This is a genomic window from Nonomuraea sp. NPDC003560 (genome assembly GCF_042878785.1).
Taxonomy (GTDB): Bacteria; Actinomycetota; Actinomycetes; order Streptosporangiales; family Streptosporangiaceae; genus Nonomuraea.
Genome location: NZ_JBIAOF010000008.1, coordinates 302,710 through 324,912 on the forward strand (window position 1 = coordinate 302,710; position 22,203 = coordinate 324,912).

Here is a 22,203-nt window from a genome sequence, read left to right on the forward strand (position 1 = left end):
CCAAACCAAGCGCTTGCTACGCTCCGCCCATGACGTCCACCGTGGTGTGGGGTACCGGCAACGTCGGCCGCGCCGCCATCAGGGCCGTGGAGGCCCATCCCGACCTCAGTCTCGCCGCCGTCGTCGTGCACTCCCCCGACAAGGCGGGCCGCGACGCCGGAGAGCTCGCCGGACTCGGCCGCGACCTCGGCGTCACCGCCACGGACGACGCCGCCGCCGTCCTGGCCGCCCGCCCGAGGGCCGTCGTGTACGCCGCCTCCGGCGACCTGCGTCCCGACGACGCCCTGGCCGACGTCCTGCGGGCCGTCCGGGCCGGCGCCGTCGTCGTCACGCCGTCCCTGTACGCCCTCTACGACCACCGCGGCGCGCCGCCCGAGCTGCGGGACCAGGTGCTGGCCGCCGTCGCCGAGGGCGGCGGCTCGCTGTTCGCCTCCGGCATCGACCCCGGCTGGGGCAACGACCTGCTGCCCCTGCTGCTCAGCGGCCTCGGCTCGGTCGTGGACGCCATCCGCTGCCAGGAGATCTTCGACTACTCGGGCTACGACCGCCCGGACGCGGTCCGGTACATGGTCGGCATGGGCCAGCCCATGGACTACGAGCCGCCGATGATCGCGCCCACGGTCCCGTCCATGGTGTGGGGCGGGCAGGTACGGCTGATGGCGCGGGCCCTCGGCGTCACGCTGGAGGAGATCCGCGAGGTCGTGGAGCGGCGTGCGCTCGACCGCACGGTCACCACCGCCGGCATGGGCGACTTCGAGGCCGGCACCCAGGGCGCGGTGCGGTTCGAGGTGCAGGGCGTCGTCGAGGGCGTGCCGCGCATCGTGATCGAGCACGTCACCCGCATCCATCCCGCCTGCGCCCCCGACTGGCCGCTCCCCCCGGACGGCGGCGACGGCGCCCACCGGGTGATCGTCGAGGGCCGCCCGCGCATCGAGGTCACGATCGAGGCCACCGACGAGGGCGGCAGCCGTTCGGCGGGCGGGAACGCCACCGCGGCGGGCCGGCTGGTGAACGCCATCGACTGGCTCGCCGCCGCCCCGCCCGGCCTGTACGACGCGCTCGACGTCCCGCTGCGCCCCGCGTCCGGCCGGCTCGGAAGGAAGAACCCGTGATCGTCGACGTTCCCGGCGGCAAGGACCCGATCGCGTACGTCTGGGGCGAGCTGGTCCCCGGCATCGGGACCGCCGCCTCGAAGTTCTCCATGGCCGTCTACGCCCACACCACGCTGGGCCTGCGCGAGTTCGAGGCGGCCCGGCTGCGGATCGCGCAGATCAACGGCTGCGTCTTCTGCCTCGACTGGCGCACCGAGCGCGACGGCGTCAAGGTCGAGGACGGCTTCGCCGACGCGGTCGCGGACTGGCGCGCCACGGACGCCTTCGACGCGCGCACCCGGCTCGCCGCCGAGTACGCCGAGCGCTACGCCCTGGACCACCACGGGCTCGACGAGGAGTTCTGGTCCCGGATGACCGAGCACTACAGCCAGAACGAGATCGTGGAACTGAGCATGAGCATCGGTTCCTGGTGGGCCTTCGGCCGGCTCAACCACGTGCTGGGCCTGGACACGGCCTGCATGCTGACCGGCGGCCCGGCACCCTCCGTCAGACCGACCGAGTCCGCGTCAGACCGACCGAGCGAGGGCACGTGACATGAACACCAGCCGCCGCACCTTCATCGCCGGAACCGCCTCCCTCCTGGGCGCCGCCGCACTGCCCGGGCGCGCCGCCGCCACCGTCGCCACCGCTGCCGCCGACGGGCCGATCGCCGACGGCGCCCGCGTGCCCGTCCTGGTGATCGGCACCGGGTACGGCGGCTCGGTGGCCGCCCTGCGCCTGGCCCAGGCGGGCGTCGAGGTGCACATGATCGAGATGGGCATGGCCTGGGACACGCCCGGCTCGGACGGCAAGATCTTCTGCAACACGCGCGAGCCCGACTATCGCTCGTACTGGCTGCGCACCAGGACCAAGGCGCCGCTCAACTACTTCCTCGGCTTCCCCATCGACCGGGACATCCCCCGCTACACCGGCATCCTGGACGCCGAGGAGTTCGCCGGCATCACGGTCTACCAGGGCCGCGGGGTCGGCGGCGGCTCGCTGGTCAACGGCGGCATGGCGGTCACGCCCAAGCGGGAGAACTTCGCCGCCGTGCTCCCGTCGGTCGACGCCGACGAGATGTACGGCGTCTACTACCCGCGCGCCAACTCCGGCCTCGGCGTCGGCCTGGTGGACCCGGCCTGGTTCGACACCACCGCGTGCTACCAGTACGCCCGCGTGGGCCGCAAGCACGCCCAGCGCTCCGGCTTCCCGTTCACCTTCGTCCCCGACGTGTACGACTGGGACTACATGAAGCAGGAGGCGGCCGGCACGGCCACCCAGTCGGCGCTGGCCGGCGAGATCCTCTACGGCAACAACCACGGCAAGAAGTCCCTGCAGAAGACCTACCTGGCGCGGGCCCGCGCCACCGGCAGGGTGACGATCTCGCCGCTGCACCAGGTCACCTCCGTCGCCCCGGCGGCGGGCGGCGGCTACACCGTCCGGATCGACCAGCTCGCCACCGACGGCTCGGTCACCGCCGCCAAGACCGTCACGGCCGCCCGGGTGTTCTTCGCCGCGGGCAGCGTCGGCACGAGCAAGCTGCTGGTCAGGCTGAAGGCCACCGGCGCACTGCCGGGTCTGGGCGACGAGGTCGGCAAGGGCTGGGGCGACAACGGCAACGTCATGTGCGGCCGGGCCAACCACCTGTGGGACCCGACCGGCAAGCTGCAGTCGGCCATCCCGTGCGCGGGCATCGACAACTGGACGGCCGGCGGCGCCTTCGCCGAGGTGGCGCCGCTGCCGACCGGGATCGAGACGTACGCCTCGTTCTATCTGTCGATCACCAACACCCCGCGCCGCGCGGAGTTCTCCTGGAACGCCGCGACCGGCAAGGTGGACCTGAGCTGGCAGACCGCCTGGAAGCAGACGTCCATCGACATGGCGAGAACGATCTTCGACAAGATCAACGCCAAGGAGGGGACGATCTACCGCACCGACCTGTTCGGCGTGTACAAGATCTGGGGCGACCACCTCACCTACCACCCGCTCGGCGGCGCGGTGCTGAACCGGGCCACCGACAACTACGGCCGCCTGACCGGCCATCCCGGCCTGTACGTCATCGACGGCTCGCTGATCCCCGGCAACACCACGGTGAACCCGTTCGTCACCATCACGGCGCTGGCCGAGCGGAACATCGAGAAGATCATCGCCACCGACCTTTAGCGCAGGGTTTGCCGAAACGGCAACGGAGTTCGCGCGCCGCGGCACGGGCCGCGCATGATCCTGGTGACAGCCCAGGACTCATGTGCATGGAGGAACGATGTCGCAGCTCAACCCGGTCGCCGAGGGCGTCCACCGTCTGGTGCCCTCCCCCGCCGGCCGGGTCCATCTCGTGGAGGCGGGGCAGGGGCCGCTGGTGCTGCTGGTGCACGGATTCCCCGAGTCCTGGTACTCCTGGCGGCACCAGCTCCCGGCGCTGGCCGCCGCCGGGTACCGGGCGGTGGCGGTGGACGTGCGCGGCTACGGCCGCTCGTCCAAGCCGGCGGACGTGGCCGCGTACCGGATGACCGAGCTGGTCGAGGACGCCGTGGCGGTGGTGCGGGCGCTGGGCGAGCGGACCGCGGTGATCGTCGGCCACGACTGGGGCTCCTCGATCGCCGCCCACAGCGCCCTGCTGCGGCCGGACGTCTTCCGCGCGGTCGCCATGCTCAGCGTGCCGTACACGCCGCGCGGCGGGCCGCGTCCCACCGAGGCGTTCGCCGCCATGGGCGGGACGGACGAGTTCTACGTCAGCTACTTCCAGACGCCCGGCCGGGCCGAGGCCGAGATCGAGCCAGACGTCCGGGGCTGGCTGGCGGGCGTGTACGCGGCCCTGTCCGCCGGGACGATGCCGGGCCCGGACGCGCCCCACCCGCTGTTCGTGGCCCCGGGCGGCAGGCTGCGCGACCGGTTCCCGGCCGGCGGCACGCTGCCCGGCTGGCTGAGCGAGGCCGACCTCGACTTCTACGCCGCCGAGTTCGAGCGCACCGGCCTGACCGGCGCGCTGAACCGCTACCGCAACATGGACCGCGACTGGGAGGACCTCGCGCCCCACGACGGCGCGCCGATCGTCCAGCCCTCGCTGTTCGTCGGCGGCGCGCAGGACGACACGACCCGGTGGCTCTCCGCCGCGATCGACGCCTTCCCCACCACCCTGCCCGGCCTGGTCTCCTCCCGGCTCCTGGACGACTGCGGCCACTGGATCCAGCAGGAACGCCCGGACGAGGTCAACGCCATCCTCCTGGACTGGCTCGCCCGGCTCTGACCCGCGACGCCGCGGGCCCGCCCGCGCGAGACGGGCCCGCGGCGCCGGTCACAACACGGCTCCCGAGCCCTCGCGGGGCCGCCGGGCGGCCTTGGGCGCGGGCGGCTGGGGGGCCGGACGGCGGTCGTACCGGGCCAGGCCGATGGCCGCGGGGCCGGCCACGAACGACGACGTCAGCGTGCCCACGACGATGCCGGTGACCAGCGCGATCGCGAAGTCACGCAGCGAGTCGCCGCCGAAGACGGCCAGCGCGACCAGCACGAACAGCGCGCCGAGCCCGGTGTTGACGGTCCGCGGCACGGTCTGCAGGATCGCCGTGTTCACCGCCTCGGCCAGCGGCGCGGTGCGGCGGGCGGCCCACAGCTCGCGCACCCGGTCGAACACCACCACCTTGTCGTTGACCGAGTAGCCGACCACGGTCAGCATCGCGGCGAGGAACACGCCGTCCACCGGCTTGCCGAGCCAGGCGAACAGCCCGATCACCACGGCCAGGTCCACCAGCAGCGCCAGCACGGTCGCCGTGCCGAACGTCCAGCGGAAGCGCACCGCCAGGTAGAGCAGCTGCGCCGCCACGGCCACGCCGAGCGCGATGACGGCGTTGCGGCGCAGCTCCTCGCCCAGCGTGGGGCCGATGAACTCGTCGCGCACCTTGCTCACCTCGCCGCCCTGCCCCTCCAGCGCGGCCTGGACCTTGGCCGGGTCGAGCTGCCCCGCGCGCACGGTCACGCCGTCGGCGGCGGCCTGCACGACCGCGCCCGGATAGCCGGCCTCGCTCACGAGCCGCCGGGCCGTGTCGGCGTCGACCGGCCTGGACGTGCCGAACTCCACGAGCCGGCCGCCGGTGAACTCGACCCCGAAGTCCAGGCCGCGGGTGAACAGCCCGGCCAGCGCCGCGACGACGAGGCCGCTCGCGACCGCCAGCCACAGCTTCCTGGCCTTCATGAGCTGGGGGTTCCGGCGGGCCAGCCACGTCCGGACCGCGCCCGGTGAGGCCAGGCCCGACAGACGCGGCCCGATCCGGCCGATGACGGCCTGGGTGAGCACGCGGGTGATCAGCATGGCCGACACCAGCGAGGCCAGCACGCCGATCGCCAGCGTCACGCCGAACCCCTTGACCGGCCCGGAGGCCAGCCCGAACAGCAGCGCGGCGGCGATGAGCGTGGTGACGTTGGAGTCGGCGATGGCGCTCCAGGCGTTCTTGAACCCCCGGTTCAGTGCCGGGGCGAGCCCGCGGGCCGGGGCCAGGCCGTACTCCTCCCTGGCGCGTTCGAAGACGAGCACGTTGGCGTCGACCGCCATGCCGATGGCCAGCACGAACCCGGCCAGGCCGGGCAGCGTGAACGTCGCGCCCATCGCGACCAGCGCGGCGTAGGAGATCAGGCCGTAGCAGGTGAGCGCGATGGCGGCGAGCAGGCCGGACAGGCGGTAGATCACGATGATGAACAGGGCGGTCAGCACCAGCCCGGCGATCGCGGCCTTGACGCTGGCCTCGATGGCGTCGGCGCCCAGCGTGGGGCCGACCGTCCGCTGCTCGACCAGGTCGAGCGGCACGGGCAGCGCGCCGCCCTTGATCAGCACGGCCAGGTCGCGGGCCTCCTCGTGGGTGAAGGACCCGGTGATCTCGGTGTTGCCGCCCGGGATGCCGGTGCCGCACGGCACGGACGGGTCGAGCTGCGGCGACGAGATGATCTTCTTGTCGAGCACGATGGCGACGCGCCGCTTCGGGTCGCCCGCCGGCTGGCAGGCGGCCGCGCCGGTCATCCGCTGCCAGGCGTCGGCGTCGCGGAAGTCGACCGTGACCGACCAGCCGGGCCCGCGCTGCGGGTCGCTGCGCTCGGTGGCGTCGCTGACGCCGTCGCCGCTGATCGCCGCCGGGCCGAGCGCGAGCGGGCTGCCGCTCTCGTCGGGCAGCGCGGTGGCGTCCCCGGCCTTGCCGGGGCCGGTGACCGGGTGGAAGGCGAGCTGGGCGGTGCGGCCGATGACCTCGGCCGCCTTGCTCGGGTCGAGCACGCCGGGCAGCTCGACGATGATCCGCTTCTCGCCGGAGCGGGCCAGGGTGGGATCGACGACCCCCAGCGCGTCCGCCCGGCGGCGGAGCACGTCGAGGGCGCGGTCGGTGGCCGAGGAGTCGGCCGTGACCGTCGGGGAGTCTCTGGCCTCGAAGACGAGCTGGGTACCGCCGCGCAGGTCGAGGCCGAGGCGTGGCGTGGCGGTGAGGGACAGGATGATCGAGGTCGCGATGACGGCGAACGCCGCCAGCGCGCGCCACATGGGCGCACGTGACATGAGGCCTCCACAGGCTCAGGTGTGCGGAAGAGGGATCTTCAGAGCACCGTGGAGGGAGGCGCGCGGGCCGCCGCCGCGCCCCCGGGACGGTCGGCGGCGGCACGGACGGCGGGCCGCCGGACGACGGCCGACCAGACGTGGAGCGACCGGGCCGAGGCCGCGGCGGGCAGCGCCTGCCCACCGGGCCCGGCCTGGTCGTGCCCCGCCTGCCTGACCTGCGCGAGCGGAGGCGGCGGCGGCGGGGTGGAGCCGAGCTGGGCGACGGCGGGCGGGTCGGCCGCCGCCTGGATCGCCGTGAGCTGCGTGACGGCCTGCGTGACGGCCCGCGTGACGGCCGGGGCGGCGACCTGGGCGGCTACCTCGGCATGGCCCGTCGCGGGGAGCAGCCACGACAGGACGAGAAGCAGCGCGGCGGGCAGTCTGCTGCGCACCTCGCCTCCTTCCCGTCGTGACCGTCGCCCCTACCGTAGCCCGCCGCCGGGCCGCTCAGGGCAGGGTGCGCAGGTACGTCGGCGGCTTGCGGACCTGAGCGGCCTGCTCGAAGGCGTATCCGAGGGCGATCAGGGACGGCTCGGAGAACCGCCCGCCGAAGAACGTGACGCCGAGCGGCAGGACGTCCCTGGCGTACCCGGCCGGGACGGTGACCGCCGGGTAGCCGGAGATCGCCGAGGGCGCGGAGGAGGAGACGAAACCGGTGAAGTCGTCGCCCTTGGTCAGGTCGGTCAGCCAGGCCGCGTGGTTGGTGGGGGCGAGCAGCGCGTCCAGGCGGCCGGCGGCCATCGCCGAGTCGATCGCGCGGCGGGCCAGCGTGGTGGCCTGGTCGCGGAGGGCGCGGTAGGCGGGGTCGTCCAGGTCGCCGGTGGTGGCCTGTGCCTGTTCGAAGACCTCCTGGCCGAAGTACCGCAGCTCGGTCCCGGCGTGCCGCCGGTTGAAGTCGATCAGCCCGGCCAGGTCGGCGGGGTGCCGGCCGGGGGTGGCGGCCAGGTAGGCGTTCAGGTCGTGCTTGAACTCGGTCAGCAGCGCCGGGAACTCGGCCTCGCCGGCCTGGTCCATGCCCTCCAGCTCGACGTCCACCACGGTCGCGCCGCGGGCCTTGAGCGTGGCGACGGTGGCGTCCAGGGCGGCGCGCACCTCCTGGTTGTCGCCCGCGACCGAGCGCCACACGCCGACGCGGGCGCCGTTCAGCGCGCCGGGACGCAGGGCCTTGAGGTAGTCGCGGTCGCCGCCCGGGACGGTCGCGGGGTCGCGCGGGTCCGGCCCCTGGATGGCCGAGAGCACGGCGGCGGCGTCGGTGAGGTTCCTGGTGATCGGCCCCGCGGTGTCCTGCCGGGCCGAGATCGGCACCACGCCGGCCCGGCTGACCAGCCCGATCGTGGGCTTGATGCCCACCACGCCGTTGATCCCGGCCGGGCAGACGATCGAGCCGTCGGTCTCGGTGCCGATGGTGACGGCGGCCAGGGTGGCGGCGGCGGCGACCGCCGAGCCGCTGCTCGACCCGCAGGGGTTGCGGTCGAGGACGTAGGGGTTGTTGGTCTGCCCGCCGATCGCGCTCCACCCGCTGGAGGACGGGCTGGAGCGGAAGTTGGCCCATTCCGACAGGTTGGCCTTGCCCAGGATCACCGCGCCGGCCGCCCGCAACCGCTGGACGAGGAACGCCTCCGCGGCCGGCCGGGCGCCGAGCAACGCCTGCGAGCCGGCGGTGGTGCGCAGCGGCGCGGCGGTGTCGATGTTGTCCTTGAGCAGGACCGGGACGCCTTCCAGCGGCCCGTGCGCGCCCCGGCGGCGGCGCCGGTCGCTGCGCTCGGCCTCGCCCAGCGCGCCGGGGTTGGTCTGGATGACCGCGTGCAGCAGCGGGTCCACCGCGCGGATGCGGTCGAGGTAGAAGCGGGTCAGCGTCACCGCGTCGAAGCGGCCGTGGTCCATGGCGCGTTGCAGGTCGAGCACGGTGGCGCGGTCGAGGTCCAGCCCGCGCAGGACGGTGCCGGCGGACGGCGGGGCCGCCTCGCGCGCGTGCGCGGGGACGGCCGCGGTTAACCCGGCGGCGAGCGCGAGCGCCAGAGCGGCGGCCGCCCGGCGTGCGGGCTTCAGGAGAGTCATGGCTGTCGAGCGTAGCCATGATGCTTTCCCGGGAAAATATTCCAATTCGTATATATCCGCCACCCTCAGTCCGGCCCGGCCCCCGCGCGGGAGGGCCGGGCCGGCGGCGAGGCGGGGCCGCCTATGCGGTGTCGGTCCGGCGGCCGGGCGGGCCTTCCCACGCGGTCCCGGGCCGGTGGCGGGGCGTCAGGGGCAACCTGTGGCGGCGAAGGCCGTGAACTGGCTGACCTCGTTCCTGCTGAAGTTGTCGTCCGAGCCGATCACCAGCGTGCACTCCCCGCTGGCCAGCCGCGGCCCCCACGACATGGCCTCCAGGTTCTGCACCGGCGGCCGGAAGTCGCCCAGGTCGTAGACCAGCCGCTTGCTCACCGGCCGGTACCCCGCGCTCAGGTCGTCCTGGCTCAGCACGTTGGTCGCGCCCGTAAGGTCGATCTCGTACAGCTTGACCTTGTAGTCGACGCCCTCGATCCAGGAGCGTTCCAGGGCCAGGTAGCGGTGGTCGTCGATGGGCAGGATCTCCGAGACCCCGCTGTCGGACTCCCCGGTGGGCGGCACCGGCGCGGCCGGGAGCGCGTCGAGCGGGTAGACGAACTGGCCGCGCGGGACGCCCCGCCGGTCCCACACGGTGAGCCGGGCGGGCGCGCCGTGCCGGACCGTGGACGGCTCGCCGTCCTCGTACCGGGGGCCCTCGGTCATCGCCGTGATCCGGCGGGCGGTGACGGCCAGGCCCTCGAAACCGGCGTTGCGCCGCGGGCCGTGCTCGGTGGTGGTCAGGCGCAGGTTGCCCGGCAGGCGCAGGTCCCCCTGGTGCCGGCCCTGGAGGTCGGCGGCGCGCACGCCGGAGGCGGCCGGCGGCAGGTCGGGGTGGCCGGCGTCGGGGCGGTCGCCCTCGTCGCCCCACAGCAGGCGACCGGACCACCGGTCGTACCTGATGGACTCGGGGTCGGCCGAGCCGGGCTTGCCGTAGCCGGGGTAGGGGGTGCCGTCCTGCCTGGTCAGCGTGGTGACCCCGGTCAGGCTGATGCCGGTGAACGCGCCCGAGTCCCGGTCGATGTCCAGGCGGGCGGTGTAGAAGCGGGCGGGACCGTAGCGCCAGCGGTCGTCGGAGATCAGGTACCAGGCGCCGGTGCGCGGGTCGCGGTCGATGCCCGACACCCCGCCGACGGTGGTGCCGTCGAACTGCATCAGGTACGGCAGCCGCTGCTCCCCGAGATACCGGGTGATGCGGACCTCCTCCCGCGGGGCCGCCCAGGCGGGCTGGGTGACGCTCATGGCGACCGCGCACGCGACCGCGAACCCCGTGATTCTTCGCATTCCGTCCCCTGTGTCGTTCTGGTTACGTGGAGTGACCGGGGGACATGAAATCGTGCCCGCGCCCGCCGGGGCGACCGGGACACGCCGCCGCCCGCGCGTCTTTGCCTGGCGGGCCGTGGACAGGCCGGTGGCGCACGGGCCACCGTCCTGTCACTCCGGAGCGCGAGACGGCGGAAACCGTCGGTGCCCGCCCGCACACTCAGCGCATGCCCGATGAGCCTCTGGAACTCGGTGAGATCACCGTCTCCGACTGGTACGCCCACAACGACAAGATGGCCGAGGTCGGCTTCCTGACCATCGCCAGGCGCCTGCCCTCGCTCGTGGCGCAGGCGATGAGCATGTCCTGGCGGGCCGGCCCCCGCGACACCGTGGCCACCATCGCGCTCAACCTCCTCGGCGGCGTCTTCACCGCCTTCGGCCTGCTGGCCACCACCGGCGTGCTGAGCGCCCTGTTCAGCGAGGGCCCGACCCCCGACCGCGTGCTGGCCGCCCTGCCCAGCCTCGTCCTGGTCGGCGTGGCCGCCGTGCTGCGCACGGCGGTGCAGGCCGGCGCGGGCTGGGCGCAGTCACGCCTGACCCCGCAGATCTCCCGCCACACCGAGGAACGCCTCTACGGCCTGACCAGCCAGGTGGAGCTGGTCGCCTACGACGACCCGGAGTTCCACGACAGCCTCGAACGCGCCAACATGCGCGGCGTCAGCGTGGCCGGCGCGGTGGTCAGCTCGGCCATCAACGTCGTCACCGCCGCCGTCGGCATCGCGGCGGCGGCCGGCGTGCTGGGCGTGCTCCATCCGGTGCTGCTGCCGCTGCTGCTGCTGGCCGTGCTGCCCGACGCGTGGGCCACCGTGCGCGGCGCCCGTATGCGCTACTCGACGATGTACTCCCTCATCCCCGCCCGCCGCCGCAAGTGGATCATCGCCGAGCTGCTGGCCGACCGCGAGCCCGCCGCCGAGGTGCGCTCGTTCACCATGCGCGGCTTCCTGCTGCGCATGTACGACGCCGTCGCCAGGGCCGAGCAGGACGTGCTGCTCACCCTGGCCAGACGCCAGACCCTGGCCGGCCTGGTCGGCGAGGCCCTGGGCGGCCTCGGCACCGCCCTGGTCTACGTCGCGCTGGGCGTGCTGCTGGCCGTGGCGGCGATCCCGCTCGCGGTCGCGGGCACCGCGGTGCTGGCCATCAGGACCGGCCAGTCCTCGCTGGCCAACCTCCTGTACGCCACCAACCGCCTCTACGAGGACGGCCTCTACTTCACCGACTTCCTCCAGTTCTGCGCCGACGCCGAGCGCCGCGTGCCCACGGCCCGTTCGGCGGCCGTGCCCGAGGGGTTCGAGCGCATCGTGGCCGACGACGTGACGTTCACCTACCCGGGCGCCGACCAGCCGGCGCTGCGCGGGGTGACGGTCGAGATCAAGCGCGGCGAGGTCATCGCGTTCGTGGGCGAGAACGGCTCCGGCAAGACCACCCTGGCCAAGATCCTTTCCGGCCTGTACGAGCCCGACACCGGCACCGTCTTCTGGGACGACGTCGACCTGGCCGACGTGCCCCCCGACGACCTGCGCCTGCGCACGGCCGTCATCGCCCAGGACCACACCCGCTGGCCGCTCACCGCCCGCTACAACATCACCATGGGCGCCGACAAGGGCGAGCCCGCCCTGGTCGCGGCGGCCTCGGTCGCGGGGGCCGACGAGGTGGTCGCGGGCCTGCCCCTCGGCTACCGCACGCTGCTCGACCGCCGCTTCAAGGACGGCTGCGAGCTGTCCGGCGGCCAGTGGCAGCGCATCGCGGTGGCCCGGGGGTTCTACCGCGACGCCGACCTGCTCATCTGCGACGAGCCCACGGCGGCCCTCGACGCCCGCGCCGAGCACGCCCTGTTCGAGCGCATCCGCGACCACTCCGAGGGCCGCACGGTGCTGCTCATCACCCACCGCCTGGCCAGCGTGCGCTACGCCGACCGGATCTACGTCCTCGACCACGGCAAGGTCACCGAGCAGGGCGACCATCAGGCGCTCATGGCGCTCAACGGCCTCTACGCCGACCTCTACACCCTCCAGGCCGCCGCCTACCGCTGACCCTGTCTAACGCTGTCCCTGCCGGACGCCGGACCTGCGGGGCTTGCGCTTGGCCACCGGCAGGGTGCGGCGTCCGTGGTACCGGGGCAGGGCAGCCGGCCGCACGCCGACGGGGTGGGTCTTCTCGTCGGGGAAGACCCACTTCCGCAGCGCCCAGAAGCGGAAGACCATGGCGATCACCGTGCCGACGAGCTGCGCGCTCACGAAGTCGGCGATCTCCTGGGCCGCCAGGCCCACGTCGGGGGCCTCCAGGCGGAACACGTAACGGGAGACCCACAGCGGCGCCGAGCTGAGCACCAGGCCGATGCCGCTGACCAGGAAGAACAGCCCCGCCTCGTGGCGGCGCTCGCGACCGCCCCTGAGCCGGAACGACCACTCGCGGTTGAGCACGTAGGACACGATCGTCGCCACGAGCACCGCGATGATCTTCGCGGTCACCGGCTTCGGTTGCAGGACGGTCAGCTTCAGCCCGTAGAACACCGCGTTGTCCACCACGAACGTCGCTCCGCCGACCACCGCGAACTTCAGCAGTTCACGGTGCCTCAGCACGAGCGCCTGCAGCGGCGCCGGTAACCTCGCGAGTACTGCTTCTGCGATTCGGAGCACTCTCGATCTTCTCATCCGTCCGGACCGCGGACGACGCTCACCCCGTCGCGGCCGGGCTGCCGCGCCGGACGGGGCGCGGTCGATCACGGCGGTCTGACACGGCGGCCATCCCGTTCTGACCGGGCGTTGCAAGGCGGGCCTCCCGATGGTGCACTCAAGGGCGTTGGTTCCGACCTGTGTCCAGGCCGCCAGCGGGAGCGAGGGCCGGCGGCGGACCTCGAAGGGAGAACCGTGCGACGATCACGTCCCCTACTGCTGTTCCTGCTCGCCGCGCTGCTCGCGGCCTGCGGCGGACCCGCTCCAAGCGGCCCGCGCGCGACCGGTTCCGGCGCGCCGCTGGAGAAGATCCGGATCGGCGTCATCCCGATCCCCGACAGCGCGCTGGTCTACCTCGCCCGCGACCGCGGCTACTTCGCGGCCGAGGGGTTGTCGGCCGAGCCGGTGACCGTGCAGGGCGGCGGCCCGGCGATCGACCGGATGAAGGGCGGCGCCCTGGAGTTCGGGCTGGTCAACTACGTGACGGCGTTCCTGCAGCAGCGGCGCGAGCCGGGGCGGCTGAAGCTGGTCGCCGACGCCTACCACGCCGCGCCGGGCGCGTTCCAGCTCTTCGTGGCGCCCGGCAGCCCGATCAGGAGCCCGCGCGACCTGCGGCGCTCCGGCGGCGCGAAGAAGAGCGTCGCGGTGGCCACGCTGCGCTCGGTCGGCACGCTGAGCGCCGAGACCGTGCTCGCCGCGGCCGGGGTCTCCGCGGACGACGTCGCGTTCAAGGAGATCCCCCTGCCCGACATGCCGGCCGCGCTGGCCGCGCACGCGGTGGACGTGGCGTGGATGACCGAGCCGTTCATCACCGCCTACCGCCGGCAGGGCGGCCGGTCGCTGGGCGACGCCATGGCGAACGTCCCCGCCGGGTGGCCGATCGCGGGGTGGGCCACGACCGCCTCGTACGCGGCCGCGCATCCCCGGGCGGTCGCCGGGTTCCAGCGGGCCATGGCGCACGCCCAGCTCGACGCCCGGGACCGGAACCTGGTCACCGGGGTGCTGGGCACGTACACGAAGATCCCGCGCGAGGTGCTGCCGACCATCACGCTCGGCACGTTCCCCGCCGCGCTGGAGCCCGAAAGGCTGCAGTCGGTGGTGGACACCATGGTGAGGTTCGGTTACCTGCCCGCGCCGCTGCGGGCCGAAGAGATGATCGTCCGGCCGGCCTGGGAGTCGGGGAAGGGGAACCCATGAGCGAGACGCCGGAGCGGGCGCGGGTGCTGCGCCTGATCGACGACTTCATCCTGTACGCCGCCGTCCGGGCCGCGCTGCGGCTGTCGGTGTTCGACCTGCTGGCCGCCGGGCCGTGCGCCGTGCACGAGCTGGCCGACGAGATCTCCGCGGGCGGCGCCGGCCGTCCGGACGAGATGCTGCTGGGCCGCCTGCTGCGGGCGCTGGAGCACCTGCGGCTGGTCGAGCGGGACGCCCGCGGCCGCTACCTGCTCACCGGCGAGGGCGACCTGCTCACCAGCGGCCGGGACGACTCGCTGGCCCCCGCCGCGCTGATGTGGGGCGAGGAGCTGTGGCGCGACTCGGCCGACCTGCTGCACCGGACGATCACCAGGGGCGAGCCCGCCGCCCTGGAGCTGCACCAGGTGGACTCCCCCTACGCCTGGCTGGGGGCCCGGCCCGCGGCCGGCGCGCTGTTCAACGAGTTCATGGCCACCCGCAGCGTCACCGTGGCCCGCGCGCTCGCCGAGCAGGACGTGACCGGCGTGGACGTGGTCGCCGACATCGGCGGCGGCACCGGCATCGTCCTGGCCACGATCCTGGCGGCCCACCCGCGGCTGCGCGGCGTGCTGTTCGAGCTGCCCGAGGTGGCCGCCCAGGCCCGCCGTCACCTGGACGGGCGGGCGGGCATCACGGTGGCCGAGGGCGACATGTTCACCGACCCGCTGCCCCGGGCGGCCCTGTACCTGCTGGGCAACATCCTGCACAACTACCCCGACGAGCAGGCCGCCAAGCTGCTGGCGCGGCTCGCGTCCCTGATGGACGGCCGCGCCGAGCTGTGGATCGTGGACGCCGTCCTCGACGACGACCCGCACCGCTCGACGACGTCGGCGGTCGCGCTGGACATGAAGATGCTCACGCTGTTCAGCGGCGGCCAGGAACGCACGCTGACCCAGGTCGAGAGCCTGCTGGGGGCCGCGGGGCTGCACGTCGCCCGCACCGAGCCGCTGCCCCACGGGCTGCACCTGGTGGTGGCCAGGCAGCGCCCGGCTCCGGCGTGAGGCCCCGGCCGCCGCGCACTCGCGGCGGCCGTCGGCGAGACTGGCGGCCACGGGCGTCGGCCCGGGGCCGCTCGGCGATGGTGATCTTGGGCTTCCCGCCACTTCGCGGCTTCTGGAAGTATTCGATCATGGAAGAAGGGAGACGCGAAGTGGCAGAGGCCAACGCGGGCGTACGGCGATTACTTGCGGACTCTGGGGAGCCGCGCGGATGGGTGCCGCTCCGGGCGGATCTCGTCACGGCGCTGCTGGGGGTCTGGTTCGGCGTCGGACTGATGATCGACGCCTGGGCGCACACCAATCGCAGCGACCTGGAGACGTTCTTCACGCCGTGGCACGCGGCGTTCTACTCCGGGTTCGCGGCGGTGTCCGGCTGGATCATCTGGCAGGTGTTCCGCAACGTGCGGCTCGGCCGGCAGGGGGTCGCGGCCGTTCCCCAGGGTTATCTGGCCGGGCTGGTCGCCATCCCGGCGTTCGCGCTGTTCGGGCTGGCCGACATGACCTGGCACACCGTGCTCGGCATCGAGACCAGCGTCGACATCCTGTTCAGCCCGTCGCACCTGGGGCTGATCGTGACCATGCTGCTCATCATCACCACGCCGCTGCGCTCGGCCTGGAACGCCCCCGACGTCGGCGTCCGGCCCTCGCTCGGGCGGCTGTTCCCGGCGCTGGCCGGGCTCGCGTTCGCGGCCACGCTGGTGTCGCTGTTCCTGTCGTACGGCGACGCCCTGCAGTACCGGTCCGCGCGCGTCGTCGAGGCGTTCTCCAGCGTGGACGGGCCGGGCGCCGAGCATCTGGCCACCTCCATGGTCATCAGCAACGTCGTCCTGCTGGCCCCGGTGCTGCTGGTGGCCCGGCGCTGGAACCTGCCGTTCGGCGCGGTGACCGTCATGTACACGATCGCCGTCCTGATGCCCGGCGCGCAGACGGCGTTCGAGAACGCGCCGACCCTGCTCACGTTCGTCGCCGCGGGCCTGGCGAGCGACGTGCTGATCCGCCTGCTGCGCCCGTCCGGCGCGCGGCGGGGGGCCTACTGGGCCTTCGCCGGGCTGTCGGCCTTCGTCACCTGGTCGCTCTACATCGGGATCGCCTCGGCGGCCGGAGGCGGGCTGCCCGCGGTGCCCGAGCTGTGGACCGGCGCGCCGGTCGTGGCCGGGCTGATCGGCCTGGCGCTCGGGGCGCTGTTCCTGCCGAATGCGCTCCCCGCGGACGCGGCCGACGCCGGACGGGCATGATCCGGCCGCTCCGGGTCCTGTGTCTCGTCGCCGTACTCCTGCTCGCGGGCGCCGCCCCGGCCGCGGCCCACAACGTCACGGCCGGGGCGGACCTGCGCTTCGCCCAGACCATCGCCGGCGCCGAGCTCACGGTCGTGATCAAGGGCACGTCGCGGGTGCCGGGGCCGCTGCAGATCGGCGTGATCGCCTACGAGCCGGCGACCGGGCCGCCGATCGGCCTGGAGGTGCGCTCGGTCGAGGACGGCCACAAGGCGACGGCCACCGCGCGGCCGTCCGCCACCCCCCGGTACGTCAAGATCGCGGTCGAGCGCACCGGGCCGCACGAGCTCAGGCTGACGGCGGGGGGCGAGGTCGCCGTGCTGCCGTTCCGCGTCCTGGTGGACCGCGGCTCCGCCGGCGAGTTCCTGATCTACGGCGGCCTGTTGGTGGCCGGGCTGCTGCTGGTGGGCGGCCTGCTCACCGGGGCGCTGTCGCGCAGGACCCCGGCGATGCTGCTGGCCGGCGGCGCGGCGGCCGCGGTGACGGTGGCCGCGATGGTCGTCGTGTTCGAGCCCTCGTTGCCGCCCCCGCCGCCGGACGGCGCCGCCCCGGCGGTGAGCACGACGGCCCTCGGACGGCCCTTCGCGCGGGGACGGGTGACGACCGTCCCGGCGCGTCCGGCGGCCGGCGAGGAGTTCACGCTGCGCCTCGACCTCACCGACGGCTCGACCGGGCATCCGGTGGACGACCTCGTCCTGCACCACGAGGCGCTCGCCCACCTGGTGGTCACCAGCGAGGACGGCGCCTACTTCCGGCACCTGCACCCGCTGCGCACCGCGCCCGGACGGCTGGAGGTCCGGCTGCGCGCCGACCGGCCGGGCCGGTTCCTGGCCTACGCGGAGCTGGAACGCGAGGACTCCGGCGGCCAACTGCTCGACGGCGAGTTCCGGGTCGCCGGGCCCGCGGTGGCCGCTCCGCCGCCGGTCCCGCCGGGGACGGGGGGCACGCCGGTGGTGCGGCCGTCCGTGCCGGTCGCGGGGCGTCCGGCGGCGATCGAGGTGGGGCTCGGGGTCACGCCGCGGCAGTGGCTGGGCATGTCGGGGCACCTGATCGTGCGCAGCCAGGACGGCGCGTTCCTCGGCCACGTGCACGAGATGGGCGCCCCCGCGCCCCGGCTGCGCTTCACGTTCAGCTTCCCGGCGCCGGGCCGCTACCTGGCCTGGGCGCAGTACGCGGCCGCCGGCCGGATCGTGACCGTGCCCTTCACCGTCGAGGTCGCGGAGGCTCTCGGATGAGGCGGATCCTGGCCGTCGCCGCGCTGCTGGCCGCGGCCCTGGCGGTGTTCCTGTACGTGCGCGGCTCGGCGCCCGGCCCGCTCACCCTCACCAGCACCGGCGAACGGTACGCCGTCACCGTCGTGGTCCCGAGGCCGACGACGGGCCGCGTCACGGCCGAGGTGCGGGTGACCTCCGGCGACCCGCACACGGTGGCGCTGTCCACGGTGATGCCGGGCATGGGCCACGCCACCCCGGAGATCGTCGCCGACCCGCGGCAGCCGGGCCGTTACGTGGCCGAGGGCGAGTTGTTCCCGATGGCCGGGGTGTGGGAGTTGTCGGTCCGGCTGAGCGGCGCGGCGGGAGAGGAGGTGCTGGTGGTGAAGGCGCCGATCACGGGATAGGGGGCCGCTCTTGACGTATGAAATGAACGATCTTTTAATTCGTCCATGGGACGTATCGCCGGCGTCACCGCCGCCGAGACGCGGGAACGCCTGCTGCGCGCCGCCGCGGACGTCTTCGCCAGGCGCGGCTACGACGGCACCCGCGTCGCCGACATCGCCGCCGCCGCGGGGGTGAGCAACGGCGCCCTGTACGCCCACTTCGGCTCCAAGGCCGGCCTGCTCGTGGCCGCGCTGGGCGCGCACGGGCGGCGGCTGATGGACGGCCTGTTCGCCGACGACCCCGACCGGCCGGTCGCCGACCTGCTCGTCGCCGCTGGCCGCCGGCTCCCCCGCCCCCTGGACGCCGGCGGCGACCTCGTCGTCGAGGCGCTGGCCGCCGCCCGCCGCGACGAGGACGTGGCCCTGCCCATGCGGGACTACGTCGGCGAGCGCGCCCACCGGCTGGCCGGCCTGGTCCGCGCCGGCCAGGACGGCGGCGAGCTGGACGACGCGCTGTCACCGGAGGCGATCGCCCATTTCTGCCTCCTGCTCGCGATGGGCAGCGCGCTCATCGCCCCGGACCCCCACCAGGTGGACGAGGAGGAGTGGGCCAGGCTGCTCATCCGCGTCGTCGCCGCCCTCTCCCCCGCCCCACCGCACGAAGGAACGCCGTGAGAGTACAGATCGACCCCGAGCGCTGCCAGGGACATGGCCGCTGCTACGACCTCGCCCCCGACCTGTTCGGCGAGGACGACGAAGGTTACGGAACGGTCCTCGGCGACGGCGAGGTGCCGCCCGGCCAGGAGCGCACGGCGCGGCTGGCCGTCTCCAACTGCCCGGAGCGGGCGATCGACCTGCTCGGGGAGGCGTGACATGAGCGTGGACGAGCGCTTCGTCAAGAACTTCGGCGAGCCGGGCGACGGCGAGGAGCTCGGCACCCGCAGCGAGATCGTCACCGGCCCGGTCTCGGACTGGGCCACCGACTTCTCCCACCTGGAGCCGGAATGGGCCGCCGACCCGTACCCGATCCAGGACGACCTGCGGCGGCGCTGCCCGATCGCGCACACCGACCGGTTCGGCGGCGGCTGGCTGCCCACCCGCTACGAGGACGTCGCCGCCGTCGCCTACGACACCGAGCGGTTCTCCTCACGCTCGATCATCATGAGCAACTTCCGGCCGCCGCGGGAGAGCGCGCCGGTGGGCGGCACGCCGCCGATCTCGTCCGACCCGCCCTTCCACCACGACGCCCGCAAGCTGCTGCTGCCCGCGTTCACCAAGACGGCGGTCGCCAGGCGGGAGGAGTCGACGCGGGCGCTGTGCCACGAGCTGATCGACGCCCTGGAGGGCCAGGACGTCGTGGACGCCGCCCGCGACTACGCCCAGCACATCCCGATGCGGGTGATCGCCGACATGCTGGGCTTCCCGCCCGAGGACGGCCCGCGCTTCCGCGAGTTCATCGAGAACGCCCTGGAAGGCGTCAACCTGCCGCCCGAGCAGCGGACCGCCAACATGGGACGGCTCTTCGACTACCTGCTGGACCAGATCCGCGACCACGTGCAGCACCCGCGCGACGACCTCACGACGTACCTCGTCGAGGCCGAGCTGTACGGCCACAAGCTGGAGGCCGGGCACGTGGCGGGCACGATCGCCCTGCTGCTGATCGCGGGTATCGACACCACCTGGAGTGCGATCGGGGCGTCCCTGTGGCACCTGGCCAGGACCCCCGCCGACCGCGAACGCCTGGTCGCCGAACCCGCCCTGCTCCCCACCGCCATGGAGGAGTTCCTGCGCGCCTACGCCCCCGTCACCATGGCCCGCCTCGTCAAACAGGACATGCACTGGAACGGCGTCGACATGAAAGCCGACGACTGGGTCCTGCTCTCCTTCCCCGCCGCCAACCGCGACCCCGCCCACTTCGACCACCCTGCCGACATCCGCATCGACCGCGAGGTCAACCGCCACGCCGCCTTCGGACTCGGCATCCACCGCTGCGTCGGATCCCACCTGGCCCGCATGGAACTGCGCACCGCCCTCGACGTCTGGCTCCAGCGCATCCCCGCCTTCACCCTCGCCGACCCCGACGCCGTCACCTGGGCGACGGGCCAGGTGCGCGGCCCCCGCACCCTTCCGCTCCGCATCACCTGACCCGCGCCCGCCCCTGGCCCCCGCCAGGGCGCCGATCACGCGACTTCGGCCGTCACCAGGAACAGCAGGGCCGAGGCCAGGAAGGGGCGGGAGCGCAGGTCGTCGAACCACTCCTCGGCGCCGGGTTCGAGATATCCGGCGCCGACCGCCCTGACCAGGTTGCGGCGCAGGCCGAGGACCTGGTCGGCGGTGGCCAGGTCGCGGAAGACCGGCGCGACCGTCGCCACCGACCGCACCGTGAGGCCCGCCTCCTCGCACAGCCGGGCCAGGCTGCGGCCGAGCGTGCCGTGCCGGATCATCTCGGTGGAGATGAACCGGGCCAGCGTCCGGCCGACGTCCGGGCGCGGGGAGTCGACGAGCATGCCCTCCCAGTCGGGTTCGGCCATGACGATCCGCGCCCCCGGGCGCGCCACCCGGCGGAACTCCGCCAGCACCCGCGCCGGGTCGTCCACGTGCTGCAGCACCCGGTCGGTACGGGCCCGGTCGACGCTCCCGTCCTCGAACGGCAGCTCGTGCACGTCTGCGGAACGCACCTCGACCTGGGGACGTCCGGCCAGACGGGCGGCCGCCTCGGCGACCATCGCCGGGGCGCGGTCGAGGCCGATCACCCGTCCGGCAGGGGTGACGGCGTCGGCCATGGCGGCGAGGTCGGTCCCGGGGCCGCAGCCGAGGTCGAGCACGGTCTGTCCGGGCCGCAGGTCCAGCAGTTCGAGGACCTGCCGCTTGTAGCCCCTGCCGACGTCGGTCGAGGCGACGTGGTCGAGGTAGGCGATGGGGTCGGGACGGGAGGCGGGATCAATGTCGATCATGAACCCAGCCAACCAGACGGGTTCGCAGATCCCGGGGACACCAGGTGAAGGTTCCGTGCACCCGGGCCCCCCGGCCGCGCGCGGAAGGAGGGGCCCGGCCGGGCGCGGGTGGAGGGGGGGTCAAGTGCGGCGGAGGCGCCACAAGGAGGTGGTTTCGGTGGTGCGGGCGGTGTGCAGGGGGTCGGTCCGGTCGGAGGCGCGTGGGTGGCGTGGCCGGGTGCGGAGCTGGTCGACGACCCGAAGGCCCGCGCTCGCGAAGGCGGACAGCAGTTCGGCACGGGTCCGTAACCCCAGCCGTTCGGCCAGGTCCGACAGGATCAGCCAACCCTCTCCCTCCGGGGTCAGGTGCTCGCCGAGCCCGTCGAGGAAGCCGCGGAGCATCCGGCTCCCGGGGTCGTAGACCGCGTGGTCGAGGGGCGAGGCGGGCTTGGCCGGAAGCCAGGGCGGGTTGCAGACGACGAGCGGCGCGCGTCCCGGCGGGAAGAGGTCGGCCTCCAGGACGTCGACCCGGCCGGACAACCCCAGCCGTCGCACGTTGTCGCGGGCGCAGGCCACGGCGCGCGGGTCGCGGTCGGTGGCCACGACGCGCTCGACGCCTCTGCGGGCGAGGACCGCGGCGAGCACGCCCGTCCCGGCGCCGATGTCGAACGCCCCCGCGCGCGAGACCAGCGGGGCCGCGGCCACCAGGTCGACGTACTCGCCGCGCACCGGTGAGAAGACGCCGTAGTGGGGGTGGATGCGGTCGTTCAGGGCGGGCACCTCGACGCCTCGCCTGCGCCATTCGTAGGCCCCGACGATGCCCAGCAGCTCACGCAGCGAGGTCACCGAAGCCTCCGTCGCGGGCCCGTAGACCTGCGCGCAGGCGCTCCGCACGTCGGGGGCGCGCCGCAGGGGGACGCTGTGGTCCGGGTCGAGCGGCACCAGCAACCGGCCCAGCGTGACGGCCCGCTGGGAGCGGGCCTGCCGGTGCTGCTGGAAGGCCTGCACGAGCGAAGACGCAGGCGGGGGCGGGGGTGAGGGGGAGCGGGAAGGGCGGGGTGCAGGTGCGTGGTGGTCGGCGCGGCGGGTCATGGCGCGCAGCAGGCGGCGGGCGGCGTGGAAGTCGCCGCGCCACAGCAGCGCGGTGCCCTCGCAGGCCAGCCGGTACGCCGTGGCCGCGGCCAGGCGCTCGTCGGCGATCGCCACCCGCGCGGGCGGCGGCGAGCCGTTCTCGGAACGCCAGCGGGCCGACCGGGCCTCGCCGCCTTCGGTCCAGCGGATCTCGAGCACTCAGGGCTCCTCATGATCGAACCAGTGATGGCCATGAGAAGCACTTCGACGCGGAGAGGGTCAGCCTGTGGCGGCCTCCCGCGAGGAAGTGCGCGCCGGGGCGTCGCCGAGAACCATGCCGGGCGGTGGGAACGA

General features: G+C 73.9%; 20 protein-coding genes. 13 read left to right on the forward strand and 7 right to left on the reverse strand.

Translation table 11 applies throughout. The annotated features are described in order from the left end of the window. Positions 1–29: 29 nt before the first annotated feature. The 4 genes from ACFYUV_RS30185 (at position 30) to ACFYUV_RS30200 (ending at position 4,335) form a co-directional block, all read left to right on the forward strand. Positions 30–1,112: a dihydrodipicolinate reductase gene (locus ACFYUV_RS30185; protein ID WP_387673879.1), complete on the forward strand. Its 1,083-nt coding sequence runs from the start codon at positions 30–32 to the stop codon at positions 1,110–1,112. Beyond that, positions 1,109–1,645 (forward strand): carboxymuconolactone decarboxylase family protein, encoded by a 537-nt coding sequence (locus ACFYUV_RS30190; protein WP_352325308.1) that lies wholly within the window; start codon positions 1,109–1,111, stop codon positions 1,643–1,645. Before ACFYUV_RS30185 ends, ACFYUV_RS30190 begins: the two co-directional genes overlap by 4 nt. A 1-nt stretch (position 1,646) precedes the next feature. Next, the gene (locus tag ACFYUV_RS30195) at positions 1,647–3,254 is read left to right on the forward strand and encodes a GMC oxidoreductase (protein ID WP_387673882.1); all 1,608 of its coding nucleotides are present in this window, start codon (positions 1,647–1,649) and stop codon (positions 3,252–3,254) included. A 97-nt stretch (positions 3,255–3,351) separates the two neighbouring features. Then, positions 3,352–4,335: an alpha/beta fold hydrolase gene (locus ACFYUV_RS30200; protein WP_387673884.1), complete on the forward strand. Its 984-nt coding sequence runs from the start codon at positions 3,352–3,354 to the stop codon at positions 4,333–4,335. A gap of 48 nt (positions 4,336–4,383) precedes the next feature. Here the strand turns inward: ACFYUV_RS30200 and secD are convergent, their stop codons facing one another. From secD to ACFYUV_RS30220, 4 genes are all read right to left on the reverse strand, one after another. After that, positions 4,384–6,621, reverse strand: coding sequence for a protein translocase subunit SecD (gene secD, locus ACFYUV_RS30205; RefSeq protein ID WP_387673887.1), 2,238 nt, complete (start codon positions 6,619–6,621; stop codon positions 4,384–4,386). A 38-nt stretch (positions 6,622–6,659) separates the two neighbouring features. Then, positions 6,660–7,052 carry a hypothetical protein gene (locus tag ACFYUV_RS30210; protein ID WP_387673890.1) on the reverse strand — a complete coding sequence of 131 codons (393 nt, stop codon included), beginning with the start codon at positions 7,050–7,052 and terminating at the stop codon, positions 6,660–6,662. 55 nt (positions 7,053–7,107) lie between these two features. Continuing rightward, the gene (locus ACFYUV_RS30215) at positions 7,108–8,718 is read right to left on the reverse strand and encodes an amidase (protein ID WP_387673893.1); all 1,611 of its coding nucleotides are present in this window, start codon (positions 8,716–8,718) and stop codon (positions 7,108–7,110) included. Between the two features lie 186 nt (positions 8,719–8,904). Then, on the reverse strand, positions 8,905–10,032 hold the full coding sequence (locus ACFYUV_RS30220; protein ID WP_387673896.1) for an esterase-like activity of phytase family protein: 1,128 nt from the start codon (positions 10,030–10,032) through the stop codon (positions 8,905–8,907). A 206-nt stretch (positions 10,033–10,238) separates the two neighbouring features. Here ACFYUV_RS30220 and ACFYUV_RS30225 point away from each other — a divergent pair, with 206 nt between their 5' ends. Further along, entirely contained in the window at positions 10,239–12,101 is a 1,863-nt protein-coding gene (locus ACFYUV_RS30225; RefSeq protein WP_387673899.1) for an ABC transporter ATP-binding protein, read from the forward strand. Positions 12,102–12,107: 6 nt separating this feature from the next. Here the strand turns inward: ACFYUV_RS30225 and ACFYUV_RS30230 are convergent, their stop codons facing one another. After that, a complete protein-coding gene (locus tag ACFYUV_RS30230; RefSeq protein WP_358302626.1) occupies positions 12,108–12,650 on the reverse strand; it encodes a GtrA family protein in 543 nt (180 codons plus the stop codon). A 288-nt stretch (positions 12,651–12,938) separates the two neighbouring features. On the opposite strand from ACFYUV_RS30230, the gene ACFYUV_RS30235 reads away from it, so the two are divergent. From ACFYUV_RS30235 to ACFYUV_RS30270, 8 genes are all read left to right on the forward strand, one after another. Then, positions 12,939–13,940 (forward strand): ABC transporter substrate-binding protein, encoded by a 1,002-nt coding sequence (locus ACFYUV_RS30235; RefSeq protein ID WP_387673903.1) that lies wholly within the window; start codon positions 12,939–12,941, stop codon positions 13,938–13,940. Then, positions 13,937–14,977 (forward strand): methyltransferase, encoded by a 1,041-nt coding sequence (locus ACFYUV_RS30240; RefSeq protein ID WP_387673906.1) that lies wholly within the window; start codon positions 13,937–13,939, stop codon positions 14,975–14,977. The genes ACFYUV_RS30235 and ACFYUV_RS30240 overlap by 4 nt, the downstream gene beginning before the upstream one ends. Positions 14,978–15,126: 149 nt before the next feature. Continuing rightward, on the forward strand, positions 15,127–16,209 hold the full coding sequence (locus ACFYUV_RS30245; protein WP_358302617.1) for a hypothetical protein: 1,083 nt from the start codon (positions 15,127–15,129) through the stop codon (positions 16,207–16,209). After that, positions 16,206–17,483 carry a hypothetical protein gene (locus ACFYUV_RS30250; protein WP_387673909.1) on the forward strand — a complete coding sequence of 426 codons (1,278 nt, stop codon included), beginning with the start codon at positions 16,206–16,208 and terminating at the stop codon, positions 17,481–17,483. The genes ACFYUV_RS30245 and ACFYUV_RS30250 overlap by 4 nt, the downstream gene beginning before the upstream one ends. Continuing rightward, the gene (locus ACFYUV_RS30255; RefSeq protein ID WP_387673911.1) at positions 17,480–17,866 is read left to right on the forward strand and encodes a FixH family protein; all 387 of its coding nucleotides are present in this window, start codon (positions 17,480–17,482) and stop codon (positions 17,864–17,866) included. Before ACFYUV_RS30250 ends, ACFYUV_RS30255 begins: the two co-directional genes overlap by 4 nt. A 45-nt stretch (positions 17,867–17,911) precedes the next feature. Next, on the forward strand, positions 17,912–18,520 hold the full coding sequence (locus tag ACFYUV_RS30260) for a TetR family transcriptional regulator (RefSeq protein ID WP_387673914.1): 609 nt from the start codon (positions 17,912–17,914) through the stop codon (positions 18,518–18,520). Then, entirely contained in the window at positions 18,517–18,717 is a 201-nt protein-coding gene (locus ACFYUV_RS30265; RefSeq protein ID WP_352354927.1) for a ferredoxin, read from the forward strand. The genes ACFYUV_RS30260 and ACFYUV_RS30265 overlap by 4 nt, the downstream gene beginning before the upstream one ends. 1 nt (position 18,718) lies before the next feature. After that, positions 18,719–19,990 (forward strand): cytochrome P450, encoded by a 1,272-nt coding sequence (locus tag ACFYUV_RS30270; protein ID WP_387673917.1) that lies wholly within the window; start codon positions 18,719–18,721, stop codon positions 19,988–19,990. Between the two features lie 35 nt (positions 19,991–20,025). On the opposite strand, the gene ACFYUV_RS30275 is transcribed toward ACFYUV_RS30270, so the two are convergent. Both ACFYUV_RS30275 and ACFYUV_RS30280 read right to left on the reverse strand, forming a co-directional pair. Beyond that, the gene (locus ACFYUV_RS30275) at positions 20,026–20,799 is read right to left on the reverse strand and encodes a methyltransferase domain-containing protein (protein ID WP_387673920.1); all 774 of its coding nucleotides are present in this window, start codon (positions 20,797–20,799) and stop codon (positions 20,026–20,028) included. A gap of 120 nt (positions 20,800–20,919) precedes the next feature. Then, positions 20,920–22,068, reverse strand: a complete 1,149-nt coding sequence (locus tag ACFYUV_RS30280; protein ID WP_387673923.1) for a methyltransferase — start codon at positions 22,066–22,068, stop codon at positions 20,920–20,922. Positions 22,069–22,203: the final 135 nt, after the last annotated feature.

Bases quoted from the DNA above. Each gene is read 5' to 3' on its own strand.
- ACFYUV_RS30195 (WP_387673882.1), top strand. From the start codon at position 1,647: ATGAACACCAGCCGCCGCACCTTCATCGCCGGAACCGCCTCCCTCCTG.
- ACFYUV_RS30225 (WP_387673899.1), top strand. From the start codon at position 10,239: ATGCCCGATGAGCCTCTGGAACTCGGTGAGATCACCGTCTCCGACTGG.
- secD (WP_387673887.1), bottom strand. From the start codon at position 6,621: ATGTCACGTGCGCCCATGTGGCGCGCGCTGGCGGCGTTCGCCGTCATC.
- ACFYUV_RS30275 (WP_387673920.1), bottom strand. From the start codon at position 20,799: ATGATCGACATTGATCCCGCCTCCCGTCCCGACCCCATCGCCTACCTC.
- ACFYUV_RS30200 (WP_387673884.1), top strand. From the start codon at position 3,352: ATGTCGCAGCTCAACCCGGTCGCCGAGGGCGTCCACCGTCTGGTGCCC.
- ACFYUV_RS30215 (WP_387673893.1), bottom strand. From the start codon at position 8,718: ATGACTCTCCTGAAGCCCGCACGCCGGGCGGCCGCCGCTCTGGCGCTC.
- ACFYUV_RS30250 (WP_387673909.1), top strand. From the start codon at position 16,206: ATGATCCGGCCGCTCCGGGTCCTGTGTCTCGTCGCCGTACTCCTGCTC.
- ACFYUV_RS30185 (WP_387673879.1), top strand. From the start codon at position 30: ATGACGTCCACCGTGGTGTGGGGTACCGGCAACGTCGGCCGCGCCGCC.
- ACFYUV_RS30240 (WP_387673906.1), top strand. From the start codon at position 13,937: ATGAGCGAGACGCCGGAGCGGGCGCGGGTGCTGCGCCTGATCGACGAC.
- ACFYUV_RS30255 (WP_387673911.1), top strand. From the start codon at position 17,480: ATGAGGCGGATCCTGGCCGTCGCCGCGCTGCTGGCCGCGGCCCTGGCG.
- ACFYUV_RS30220 (WP_387673896.1), bottom strand. From the start codon at position 10,032: ATGCGAAGAATCACGGGGTTCGCGGTCGCGTGCGCGGTCGCCATGAGC.
- ACFYUV_RS30270 (WP_387673917.1), top strand. From the start codon at position 18,719: ATGAGCGTGGACGAGCGCTTCGTCAAGAACTTCGGCGAGCCGGGCGAC.
- ACFYUV_RS30260 (WP_387673914.1), top strand. From the start codon at position 17,912: ATGGGACGTATCGCCGGCGTCACCGCCGCCGAGACGCGGGAACGCCTG.